Source organism: Moorena producens 3L (assembly GCF_000211815.1).
GTDB classification, from domain to species: domain Bacteria; phylum Cyanobacteriota; class Cyanobacteriia; order Cyanobacteriales; family Coleofasciculaceae; genus Moorena; species Moorena producens.
Genome location: NZ_GL890825.1, coordinates 304,573 through 317,723 on the forward strand (window position 1 = coordinate 304,573; position 13,151 = coordinate 317,723).

The 13,151-nt window shown below is 46.2% G+C and carries 5 protein-coding genes; 3 read left to right on the top strand and 2 right to left on the bottom strand.

Annotated features, from left to right (window positions below; genetic code table 11):
* Positions 1 to 227 precede the first annotated feature (227 nt).
* Positions 228 to 1,613 carry a hypothetical protein gene (locus tag LYNGBM3L_RS04100; protein ID WP_008179429.1) on the bottom strand — a complete coding sequence of 462 codons (1,386 nt, stop codon included), beginning with the start codon at positions 1,611 to 1,613 and terminating at the stop codon, positions 228 to 230.
* A 719-nt stretch (positions 1,614 to 2,332) separates the two neighbouring features.
* Between LYNGBM3L_RS04100 and LYNGBM3L_RS04105 the strand changes: the two genes are divergently transcribed.
* Entirely contained in the window at positions 2,333 to 3,367 is a 1,035-nt protein-coding gene (locus tag LYNGBM3L_RS04105; protein ID WP_008179432.1) for a hypothetical protein, read from the top strand.
* Between the two features lie 36 nt (positions 3,368 to 3,403).
* Here the strand turns inward: LYNGBM3L_RS04105 and LYNGBM3L_RS37825 are convergent, their stop codons facing one another.
* The gene (locus tag LYNGBM3L_RS37825; protein ID WP_193374685.1) at positions 3,404 to 3,706 is read right to left on the bottom strand and encodes a hypothetical protein; all 303 of its coding nucleotides are present in this window, start codon (positions 3,704 to 3,706) and stop codon (positions 3,404 to 3,406) included.
* A 113-nt stretch (positions 3,707 to 3,819) separates the two neighbouring features.
* Here LYNGBM3L_RS37825 and LYNGBM3L_RS04110 point away from each other — a divergent pair, with 113 nt between their 5' ends.
* Both LYNGBM3L_RS04110 and LYNGBM3L_RS46355 read left to right on the top strand, forming a co-directional pair.
* Positions 3,820 to 6,222 carry an AMP-binding protein gene (locus LYNGBM3L_RS04110; RefSeq protein ID WP_229414290.1) on the top strand — a complete coding sequence of 801 codons (2,403 nt, stop codon included), beginning with the start codon at positions 3,820 to 3,822 and terminating at the stop codon, positions 6,220 to 6,222.
* Between the two features lie 11 nt (positions 6,223 to 6,233).
* The gene (locus tag LYNGBM3L_RS46355; protein ID WP_063747918.1) at positions 6,234 to 13,079 is read left to right on the top strand and encodes a type I polyketide synthase; all 6,846 of its coding nucleotides are present in this window, start codon (positions 6,234 to 6,236) and stop codon (positions 13,077 to 13,079) included.
* Positions 13,080 to 13,151: the final 72 nt, after the last annotated feature.

Sequence of the window (13,151 nt, forward strand, 5' to 3'; positions counted from 1 at the left end):
TTTTCTACAAATATCTTGCAGTATCTTCAAAAATATGTTAGACTTTGATTAAGAATCTAGTGTCATTGAAAACATTCTGGTTCCTTGAATTGAAGCCGAAAACCAAAGCTTTAATGATAGTGGTTGCGTTTTCTATTAAACACAGATTTATGCGCCTTGAGCGGAACAAAACCTATCTTGGCCTTGGGAGATACCCCCTGGCTGCGAGAGCAGCTTGCATTAGTGGGCTAAAATCTGCAAAGTAGATTTTGGTAGCTAAAAAGTATCGGACTTAATTGAAACGAAGCCTTGGCAAACTTGACTTCACCTAAAACTTCTAAGTTAGTTAGGGGCTGGGGGTTTTGTCCCTCTGCCTCTGGCACTTGAGTCCGATTAGGTTCAGATTTTTGTTCTGGTTGCGATTCCTTGGCTTTATCATCTGCCTCAGCCACTTGAGTGGCGGTAGAGTCAGGTTTTTGTTCTGGTTCAGTCACGGTTTTTTCCGGTTCTGATTCCTTAGCTTGATCCGCTTCAGTGTTAGAGGAATCCTCAGATTTAGCCGCAACTTCTGGCTTTTCCTCACCTTTTCCTGGAACTGAAGCCTCAGTGTTATTATCTGCCTCAGCTACTTGAGTGGCGGTAGAGTCAGGTTTTTGTTCTGCTTCAGTAAGCGATACAGCGCGGTCTTGGGGAGGGAGCGCGGTCTTGGGGGTTTCCCCACTCGCTATTGTATCAAGAACGGTTTTTTCCGGTTGTGATCCCTGCGCTTGATCCGCTTCAGTAGAATCATCTACTTGAGGTTGAGCCGCAACTTCCGGCAGATTCTGATCAGTGGGAAGGGTTGTAGCTATACTTTGCTCAGCTGTTGGGGGCAGATAGTTAGCGGTAAACAGTTCTGTGGTATTAACAGGAACATCTTTTGCTTTACCCGAAGCTACCAACACTCCCGCAGTTTCCCCTATTATTGTTGCAAAAGTTCCTGATTTCATCCAATCTTTCGCCTCAGTTGCTGTAAAAAACTGCATTCCGTTACTGGCAGTTTCCCCATCCCTGAGATTAGCTTTCTCTACCTGGTCGTAGTATGTTTCTACAAAATCTTGGATCTCTTTGGGATTGGATTTCAGGATACGCTCAGAGGCCACTACTACATCTAAGTTGGGTTGATTACCATCTGTTTGCTCTGTTCGGTTCAACAGAGCAACGATTTTGCCGTTAGGCTTGTGAGTCAGGAATTGGTCTAAGCTAGTGCCAATCAGATCAGCTTGTTCCTGACCCAGAGCTGCTGCACGAGTTTCCTGGTCTGACTCTTGAGCATAATTGAAACCAATCCCCCGCTTAACCAGAGCGTCTCGGAAGTTAGCACTACTGAGGATTGAATAACCACGGTCGGTATCCCCTAATCCCTTAAGGTTAAGGTTTGTTTGAGCATCAGCATTCTCGGTTGCATTCTCTGTTGTCGTAGAAGATGTAGTAGAAGAGTTGACATCTTCTATAGACGGAGTACTAATAGGCTTTAATTGCAAGGAGCGAGAGTTAGAGCTACTTACCCACCAGGCTGCACCGATGAGTAAAGCAAATGCTAATGCCAAGCTCCCTGGGATTATTTTATTGTCAGTAGTTTTCTTTTGATTCATCTTGATGCACCTCTCATACTCTTGCTATGTTGGCTATAATTTACCACCTTTGTTGCCAATTATTTCAGGCTTAATAAAAGTACATGTGGGTGAGGAAATTTTGTACTGGTTTTTAGGGATTAGGAAATAGGTAACAATAATTTAATTTAGATGTACCTCAGGCTTACTAGGAAACGCTATAGTAGTCTTTTGTAGTCTTTTTTCGATTTTATCTATTTTGCATTATAGCGGTTATAAGTTGATGCTGATTAGACGAGTAAGGGCGCACAATGTAAGCCCTTAAAATTAATTTATGTAATTGATTGAGGTTATAATAATTATTATAAATATTCGTAAATAGATTTAAGTTAATGTAAATTTAAGACAAAAAAAAATAGTTAATGAGAGGATAAATTGCCGTAAAAAAGCAATACTTAGTAAGGATTATAATAAAATTTTTACAAGGCTTGAAAAAACTAGTGATGGCGTAAAAATTTTAGTGATTGAGTAGCCTAGAAGATTCCAGACTAGTTGTGCGATCGCATTAAATCCCATTAACTAGGTTTACGGTCAAACTCGGATCTTAAAAGCAACCAAACTAATGACTAACGACTAATAACCTATACATCTGGTGTATTATGCCAGACAATAAATTCACACTCATCTAGGGGTAGCGTACAGTCCTATAATTCGGAAACCGTGCAATAATCGTGTTTACCGTGACTGGATAATCTTTCCCTATGGTGCAAGTGCCTGACTCTACCGCCGAACTCGCTGCCCTGCTCAACGAACCCATGGATCTGGATTTCCAACTCCCGGACCCAGAGGATGAAGAAATTCAGGAAACCGACTTTGAACAGCTAGTGGATTACGCTTGGCGAGTATGCGATCGCTTTGACTTACAGACCGATATCTGGCGGGGACGGATTCTACGAGTAGTAAGAGACAGGGAGAAAAAAGGGGGTGAAGGAAGGGGAGCTGGATTTTTAAATTGGCTCAAAAGTCGGGAAATCGGCAAGAGTCAGGCTTACTCCCTGATTGAACTGGCTAACAGTGCCGATACTCTGTTAATCGAGGGTCAGCTTAGTCATGATGCCATTAATAACTTCAGTAAACGGGCATTTGTGGAAACAGCTAAGTCGGCTCCCGAAGTCCAGCAGCTGGTGACAGAACGAGCTCAACAAGGCGATCGCATCACCCGCCGGGAGGTCAAACAGGCATCTGATCAATGGACTGCCATGTCCTCAGAATTACTACCAGAGGAAGTTAAAGAAAAATCCGCTGAAGGGGGTCTCCCATCCAGTTACCTAGCCCCATTGGTCAAAGAGATGGAAAAGCTGCCAGAAATCCACCTGATTCCATTACAAGAGGCAATTGCTACTAACCCAGATGTGGACACAGTTAAACACGTGACCTCAGATGCCCGTTGCTTAGCCAAGTATCTAGATGCATCTGCCCAAGTCCAAGCTATCAATCACACATCCTTGGATATGGAACTGGCTTTAGATGAAGCGCTACGGCTTGAGTGTTTAAACACTGCTGCTGATTTAGTGAAACAAGCCTTGGCACTAGAAAAGACTGTTGGCAAACTCTATACCACCTGGAAGCGTTTAGGTAGTCTGTCAGACCGATTGTATGTGGATACCGGGTCAAGTACTCCCCACTTGCGATTGCTGCTGACCTGTATGGATCGTCTAGCGGGTGACGTGATTGAAGTTCCTTTGGACGAGAGTGGAGAGCAGCTGATTCGCCTGAAAGTCATGACTGAAACGTAAGCTATCAGCAATCAGCTGTCAGCCGTCAGCCGTAACTCAGACCTTACGTTCGCGTAGCGCTGCCTTTGGCCTTAGCTTACCTCTTTTATTCAAAATCACATCAAGTAGCGTGGACACAAGTCCTTGGCTGAATGCTGATAGCTGAATGCTGATAACGGAATGCTGATAGCGGAATGCTGATAGCGGAATGCTGATAACAGAATGCTGATAACGGAATGCTGATAACGGAATGCTGATAGCGGAATGCTGATAGCGGAATGCTGATAGCGGAATGCTGATAGCGGAATGCTTACCTCCAATGACTAAGGGGAATTGGTATTTCATTAAGCTATTGGCCAATAATGCCCATCTTAATAGATAATAAACGATTGTTGTAGTCTAGAAAAAGGCTGAAGAAATCTATCGATCAGGGGATGGGCGACGATTTGGCTGTGAAAATAAGGCGTGCAGGGATGAAAGACAGTTTAGATCAGATGAGCGAGAATATACAAAAATTTTCTACCTTAGTAGACCTGCTACGTTACCGAGCAATACACCAGCCGGATCAGATAATCTATACATTTCTACTGAACGGGGAAACCCCAGACCGCTACCTTACCCATAAACAGTTAGACAACCACGCCCAAGCGATCGCATCCGAGCTTCTACACCAGAACGCTAAAGGGGAGCGAGCGTTGCTACTCTATCCACCCGGTTTAGAGTTTATCACAGCCTTCTTCGGCTGCTTGTATGCGGGAGTGTTAGCCGTTCCTGCTTATCCCCCCCGCTCCAATCAAAATTTGTCCAGGCTAGAGGCAATTGTGGCAGATGCTCAGGCCAAATTTGCCCTCACTACTACCCCTCTATTAGAGAAAATAGAGACTCAGCTAGCTGAAAATTCCGCCAACAAGCAACTGAAGTGGCTGGCTACTGACAATCTGCCTACGCACCAGGAATCCGATTGGCAGCACCCGGACTCTAAGGGTCGCGTCGCGCGTGACCCGCGCGCTAAGACACAACCGCCCGTGCGCCAAACAAGCAACACCCTGGCTTTTCTACAGTACACCTCTGGCTCAACGGGTAAACCCAAAGGAGTGATGGTTAGCCACGGGAATTTGTTATACAACTCAGCTTTGATTAATCGGTGTTTCCAAGATACACCCCAAAGCAGAGGATTATCTTGGTTACCCGCTTACCATGATATGGGACTGATTGGCGGCATCCTACAACCCCTTTATGTTGGTCTTCCCATCATCCTGATGGCTCCAGTAGATTTCCTCCGCAAGCCTTACCGCTGGCTAAAAGCAATTTCAAAATATCAGGTGACTACCAGTGGTGCTCCGAATTTTGCCTATGAGCTGTGTGTGCAGAAAATTACCCCTAAGCAATTAGAAACCCTAGACCTGAGCAGTTGGCAAACGGCCTTTACTGGTGCAGAGCCGGTTCGAGCCTCGACATTAGAGCGATTTGCTCAAAAATTTGCCCCTTGTGGCTTCCGTCGGGAAGCATTTTACCCCTGTTATGGCATGGCAGAAACCACATTATTAGTCACTGGGGGCTTGAAAGACCAACCTCCAGTGGTAAGGGAATTTGAAGGGGAAGCTCTTGAACAAAATCGAGTGGTTCCCGTGCCAGAAAATCGTCTCAATCAGTCTAATGGTCAGTCTAATGGTAATGTGCCGACTCGAATCCTGGTCGGGTGTGGGCGGACTTGGTTAAATGAAAAAATTGCGATCGCACACCCCCAATCCCTCACCCAAGTCGAAGCCGGTGCTGTCGGAGAGATTTGGGTAAAAGGGCCAAGCGTTGCTCAAGGCTATTGGAATCAACCAGAGGTGACGGAAAAAACCTTTAATGCCTATCTAGCTGATACCGGTTCAGGACCATGGCTGCGCACTGGTGACTTAGGATTTATCCAGGATGGTGAGTTGTTTGTAACAGGTCGTCTCAAGGATTTAATTATTATCCGGGGTCGCAACCATTATCCCCAAGACATAGAATTGACCGTAGAAAAAAGTGATCCGGCTCTTCGCCCTGCCTATGGCGCAGCTTTTTCTGTGGAAGTGGAACAGGCTGAGCAATTGGTTATTGTCCAAGAAGTCTCCAGGAATTACCTGCGGAAACTAGATGTAGATCAAGTGGTTGAAGCCATCCGCAGTGCCATCTCCCAAGAATACCAGCTTCAAGTCTATGCTGTGTTATTGCTCAAGACCAATAGTATTCCCAAGACATCCAGTGGCAAAGTACAGCGCCATGCTTGTCGAGCTGGATTTCTAAACAATAGCTTGACAGTTGTAGGGCAATCGAGCTTGGCGCAGCAGCCAACCATTGCCCCAACCAAACCAGAAAAAGAACCCACTACTAATACTATCGGCCTTCAGCAAACCCGCCATACACTTCAAAAGTGGATAGTAGATTGGCTAGCGCGAGAAACAAAACTTCCTGCCAGGTCTATTAACATCAGCAAGTCTTTTGCTGATTATGGTCTAGATTCAGTAACAGCAGTCGAACTAGCTAATGATCTCGAAGAATGGTTAGGGGTGCCTCTGTCTCCTACACTGGCTTATGATTATCCCAATATCGAGTCCCTTGGCCAATATCTGGCCACAGTAAGTCAACAAAGCAACTCAAACCAGGGGGACAGCCCAAGAAAAATCGAACCGAGAGTGTCGAGTGCAGGTAGTGAGATGCAACAATTATGGGAGGCACAGTTCCAGAATCTGGATCGGTTCACCTCGACACCCTTTTATCGTTCACCGGTGACGGTTCAATCGATTTCCTCCAGTGGTGATCAAGAGGTAGACCAACTCTTAGCTGAGTTGGAAATGCTTTCAGAAGCACAAATCCAAGAAATTCTGGGAAAACCCATCAAATAGTTCCTAGATCTATGTTTCGATCTATGTTGCCAGTGGATGATATTGCTAAGCGGATTGCCAATCTCTCCCCCGAAAAACGCGCCCTTCTTGAGTTGCAGCTGCAAAAGAGGAAAGGGTTAAAAGAACCTATTGCTATTATCGGGATTGGCTGCCGCTTTCCAGGTGCCTCTTCCCCAAACTCCTTCTGGCAACTGCTCAAAAATGGTGTGGATGCTATTACTGAAGTGCCACCAGACCGTTGGGATATCCAGAAATTTTACGACGGGGATCCCACCGCACCAGGCAAAATGTATTGCCGTTATGGTGGTTTCCTAGGGCATGTTGATCAATTTGATCCAGAATTCTTTGGCATTGCTCCTCGGGAAGCTACCTATATCGACCCCCAGCAGCGACTACTGTTGGAAGTAATTTGGGAAGCACTAGAGGATGCAGGCCAAGTGCCTAGCCAAATCAGTGGAAGCCAAACGGGGGTCTTTGTTGGCATTTCCACTAATGATTATGGTCAGCTGCTCCTCCAAAGTCCAGAGGTGGTGGATACCTATACCAATACTGGTGTAGCTTCCACTATGGCAGCTAATCGCATTTCCTACCTACTGAATTTAAAAGGGCCAAGTCTAACGGTTGATACCGCTTGCTCCTCATCCCTAGTGGCAATTCATTTGGCTTGTCAGAGTATATGGAATGGTGAGTCAACCCTAGCCCTAGCAGGGGGAGTGAATTTGATGCTAACCCCAGTGGTGACGGTTGGGTTGAGTAAGTTAACGGCTTTATCTCCTGATGGTCGCTGTAAGGCATTTGATTCCCGTGCCAATGGCTTTGTCAGGGGCGAGGGGGCTGGGGTGATAGTAGTAAAGCCCCTATCCAAAGCCCTGATCGATAAAGATCCAATTTATGCTGTGATTCGAGGCAGTGCGGTTAACCAAGATGGGCGCACTAATGGGCTAACGGCTCCTAGTAGAGATGCTCAGGAAGCTGTTCTAGTCTCGGCCTACCAGCAAGCGGGCATTTCACCGTCAGATGTGCAGTATGTAGAAACCCATGGAACCGGAACCCTACTGGGAGACCCGATTGAAGCGATGGCCTTGGGAAATGTCCTAAAACGCGATCGCCTTTGGCGCGGCTTCGCCGATCGCGAAGCGGTTCTTTTGGAACATAACTCTGATAACAACTCTGATAACAACTCTGATAACAACTCTGATAACTACGGTGCGTTATCCGGTGCGTTATCCGGTGCGTTATTAACGCACCCTACCAACAAGCCTGTTGCTATTGGCTCGGTCAAATCTAATATCGGTCATCTAGAAGCAGCTGCTGGTATTGCTAGTTTGATCAAAGTCGCCCTATCCCTCAAGCACCAAGAACTTTTACCAAGCCTCCATTTCCAGGAGCCAAATCCCCATATTCCCTTTGATGAACTGCCCCTGCGAGTACAGCAGCAGTGGGAGCCTTGGCCATGGGATGTTATTCCGCCATTTGCTGGTGTAAGTTCTTTCGGTTTTGGAGGAACCAATGCTCATGTGGTGCTACAAGGAGCGCCAGACTTGACAAAAGCGACAAGTAATGATAAAGAAAAAAAATCTCAAGATCAAAACGATCAAGAGCAAAACTATCATCTATTTACCTTGTCTGCCAAAACGGCAACCGCCCTGCAAGCCCTAGGAAAGCGATACATAGACTTCATAGCATCTGAGCCATCAAGCACACTGGCAGATATTTGTTTGACCAGCAATAAAGGGCGATCGCATTTTAACTATCGTCTAGCCCTCCTAGTCCAATCCACTGACCAGTTGCAGCAACAACTGACCAAGTTGACACAAAGCGAAACGATTTCGGATAAAATAGCACAAAATAGCCCTACTCCCCCCGAAATCGTTTTCCTCTTTACCGGTCAAGGCTCTCAGTATAGTGGTATGGGACGGCAACTCTACGAAACCCAACCAATATTTGCTGGCTATCTCGACCAATGCGCCGAAATTCTGCAATCCTATTTAGAACAGCCGTTACTGGATGTGCTGTATGCGGAAATCTTCAGCGACAACAGTGACAACTCAACATTAAATCAAACGGCCTACACCCAACCAGCATTATTTGCTCTAGAATACTCCCTGGCTCAGTTATGGCGGTCTTGGGGCATCGAACCAACCGTGGTTATGGGTCATAGTGTTGGGGAATATGTGGCAGCAACTGTAGCAGGAGTCTTTAGCTTAGAAGATGGGCTAAAGCTGATTGCCCAAAGAGCGCGTTTGATGCAACAGTTGCCAGAAGGTGGTGAGATGGCGGTGGTGTTGACCAATGAGCAGCAGGTAACTGAGGCAATTCAAGCCCTATCCGACAAAGTCTCAATCGCTGCCATTAACGGTCCGGAAAATATTGTGATTTCTGGGGAAAGTGAGGCGGTTCAAACCGTGATAGCCCGACTACGCTCTCAAAAGGTCAAATCACTAAAGTTGCCAGTCTCTCATGCCTTCCATTCTGCCCTCATGCAACCAATGGTGGCAGATTTTGCCCAGGTATTATCGGAAATATCCTTACATCCCCCGCAAATAGAGATAATCTCGAATCTAACTGGAAAATTAGCTACTGCCGCGATCGCTACGACCGAGTATTGGTGTGACCATGTCCGTGGGTCCGTTAAATTTTACCAGAGCATGGAAACCCTGTATCAACAGGGTTATCATCTGTGTGTGGAAGTAGGACCGAAGCCTAGCCTATTGGGAATGGGCAAAGCCTGCTTACCGAAAGGAAAGCTCACAGCTATACCAAGTTTGCGCCCAGGAAAACCAGATAGTCAGCAAATGCTGGAAAGTTTGGCAAGCCTATATAAACATGGCGCATCAGTAGACTGGGGAAGATTCCATCAGCATAACCCCGGTCGTCTAGTTTCCCTACCCACTTATCCTTTTGAACGGCAACGGTATTGGCTAGATACCACTTCAGTAAAACCATTATCCCCGATTTCCTATGGCCAACTATCCACTCCCTCCTATGGGGATTGGTTGTATGAGATAGCATGGCGACCTAAGGATGTAGATTCATCTGATGTATCTACTGATATATCTACATCTAGTACAACTTGGTTGATTTTTGCTGATCAAGGCGGCTTTGGAGAAACATTTGGAGAAACATTAATTCAACAGCTGGAAGCAAAATGCCAAAAGGTTTTGCTAATTTCCCGTGGTTCAAGCTATGAACAATTACAAGCAAACCATTACCAAATTAACCCAGCGCAACCGCAACAGTTTCAGCGTCTGTTAGCTCAAGAAGTCGAATCCCTAACAGCAACATCTGTGATTGTGGTTCATATGTGGAGTTTAGATACTCCCGCACTGGACGGATTCCAAACATTTCCCCTAGATGTAACCTTAGAAAACGGTTGTGGTAGTGTCTTGCATCTGCTGCAAGCTTTGGTGAAAGCAGAATTAGCTCAATCCCCCCGTCTGTGGTTAGTTACCGAGGGCACCCAACCGGCAGGTAAGACAAAAAAATCCTTACGGATTGCCCAGTCTCCCCTATGGGGTTTAGGTGCTGTTATTGCCCAAGAACATCCGGAACTCTGGGGAGGGATAATAGACCTAGAACCAAGCCAAGACTCAGCACTGAGCACTGAGCAGCACTACCAAGAGCAATCATTAATGGTGCTCAAGCAGATATTACGGCCAGAGGGAGAAAACCAATTGGTTTTGAGGGATGGACAAACCTATGTGCCTCGACTGATTCATCAACAGCAACAGTCCCAACTTGCTAGCTCACCATTGCAGCTAAAACCAGATAGCACCTATTTAATTACTGGTGGTTTGGGGTCACTGGGGTTAAAGGTAGCTGAATGGATGGTAGGCAAGGGCGCAAGGTATTTAGTACTGGTAGGACGAAGCCAACCAAATCCTAGGGCGTCAGAAATAATAAAGAAATTAGAAGAACAAGGTGTGATGGTAGTCCTGGAGCAGGTGGATGTATCCCAGGAAGCACAAGTTAGGGACTGTCTCAACAGAATTCAGGTTTCCCTACCCCCCCTCAAAGGAATTATCCATGGTGCAGGGGTCCTAGAGGATGGGGTGCTGCTGCATCAAGATTGGGCAAAATTTGCCAAGGTGATGAAACCGAAGGTTGAGGGAGCCTGGAATTTACACAGGTTGACTCAGGATATAGCCCTAGACTTATTTGTACTATTTTCTTCGGCTACTTCTATCCTAGGTACCCCTGGTCAAGGAAACTATTCCGCAGCTAACGGATTTTTAGATAGCCTAAGCCATTATCGACAAGGCCAAGGTAGCCCAGCTTTAAGTATTAATTGGGGACCTTGGGCTGAGATGGGTTTAGCCGCTGGCGTCGGTAAACGGATGGCAATGCTGGGAATCGAGCCAATTCAAGCACCACAGGGATTACAGATACTCGAACAACTTCTTCTGGCACAAGATGGGGCTCAGGTGGGGGTATTACCGGTGGAGTGGTCAAAGTTAAAAGAACGACTACCGATAGAGTTACCGTTATTCCTATCAGAGGTAATCACAACAGAAACACTACCGCCTCAGGGGGATGGGGAAAACGACAATTCTGGGATTTTTGATCAACTGCTCGCCAGTACAACAACCCAACGGGAAGAGTTATTAAAAGATTACCTTAAGCAACAGATTGCTAAGGCTTTAGGGATAAGTCGGGAAATCTCAGGGTCGAGCAACCTGATGGATTTGGGTGCTGATTCCTTAATGATTGTAGAGGTACTCAATTCTTGTAAGAAAGACCTGAAGATAACTCTTTATCCTAGGGAGTTTTATGAGCGACCAACGATTACGGCTCTAGCTGAGTACTTGGCTTTGGAGATGGAACGGCTTCATCAGCCCCAGCCAACCCAAACCTCATTGACCACTACTAGTCTCTCAGATATTAAGAATTGGGCTAATCCTTGGGCATGGAATAACAATAGCGAACGCAATTTTACCAAACCCAGCCAGCGCAATCGGAGCATGGTGTTTTTGCTCTGTAGCCCTCGGTCAGGCTCTACGTTACTGCGGGTGATGCTAGCTGGTCATCGGGATTTATTCTGTCCACCAGAATTACACCTATTGCCCTTTGACACTATGGCTGAGCGCAATCAATCCCTAGGTTCAACTCACTTAGGAGAAGGGTTAGCGCGAGCTTTCATGGAAATCATGAACCTAGATGCCGAAGCAAGTACAACACTGGTAGAGGAGATAACGGAGCAAGATTGGTCAATTCAGAAGGTTTATGGCAGGTTACAGGAACTAACGGGTAAACGTACTCTTGTGGATAAGTCTCCTACCTATGCTGGCAGTCTGGAAACCCTAAGGCACGCGGAAGATTTATTTGAAGAAGCGAAGTATATTCATCTGGTACGTCATCCCTATGCTGTAATTGATTCGTTCGTGAAAAATCGGATGGATAAAATCCTTGGTTTTGATGAGGTGGACCCTTATTGGCTAGCAGAGCAAGTTTGGACAACCTGTAACCGTAATATCCTAGACTTCTTCGAGGAAATTGCACCATCTAATCATCATTTAGTGTATTACGAGGAACTAGTCAAGCAACCTGCTTTGGTGATGGCAAAGTTGTGTGAGTTTCTGGGTATTCCTTTTGATGAGGCGGTTTTAGAACCCTATCAAGGTCAGCGGATGACCGATGGCGTTCATCCCCAATCCCTACCGGTAGATGACCCCAATTTCCGCAACCATAACCAAATTGATTCGACTTTGGGAGAAGTTTGGCGGCAAATCCAGTTGCCCCGGCCTTTGGGGAAATTTGCGGAAGAGGTGGCGACACGGTTAGATTATCAATTGCCGTTACTGGTTGAACCTTCAGCCCAACCAGCCAACCTACCCGACTCGAACCCGAAGGGCGAACAACCTTCTAACCTTCAACCTTCTAACCTTCAACCTTCTAACCTTCAACCTTCTAACCTTCAACCTCCTAACCTTGGCCAAAAGGCCACGCTACGCGAAGAACTTGAACCGATGCAAGAGTCTTATCTAGACGTGCGGGGTTTACAGCTTTGTCTGTGTAGTTGGGGTCCGGCGGATGGAGAATTAATCCTATGTGTCCATGGTGTGTTAGAACATGGAGCGGCTTGGGAAGAAATTGCCCGTCCCTTAGCAAGTATGGGATATCGAGTCGTTGCACCTGACCAGCGAGGCCATGGACTTTCCCAGCATGTAGGTATGGGAGGGTCTTATCAATTAATTGACTACTTAGGGGATTTGGATGCGATCGCCTTTGGCACGGCAGAGCCGAACGCAAAGGCACTGACAGACCAGCCATTTATTCTAGTCGGTCATTCCATGGGGGCTGTAGTTGCTGCCACCTTTGCCAGTGTCAGACCGGAAAAGGTCAAATCCTTACTATTGCTGGAGCCCGTGCTACCAGGAGAACAGAAGGACGATCAAACCGCTCAAAATATAGCAACCCACTTAGATTATCTAGCATCCCCACCCCAACACCAGGTCTTTGCGGATATCGAAGCTGCTGCTAATCGTCTGCGCCGCTTAACCCCCAACCTCTCTGAAGAATTAGCTTTAAAACATGCTCAGCGACTTACCGAACCTTTTGATGGTGGTGTACGTTGGCGCTGGGATCCAAGACTGCAAATTCGTACGGGAATTGGTTTAAGTGGAACAGGTTTTAATCGGGATAAATACACACAGCTACTGAGTCAAATTAAAGCTCCCACTACCTTAGTTTATGGCAATAATAGCAACTTTAACCGACCCGAAGACCTAGCCTTACAACAAGCTGCAATACCTCACGCTAAAACAGTCAAACTATCAGGAGGACATAACCTCCATGTCGATGCACCAGATGCTATAGTTGCAATTATCGCCGAAAAGCGATTAAACCTGAAAAATTAAAAATTGAAAAGGTAACAAGTAACAGGTAAAAGGTAACAGCTAAATTTAACAATATCCATTACCAACTATAGC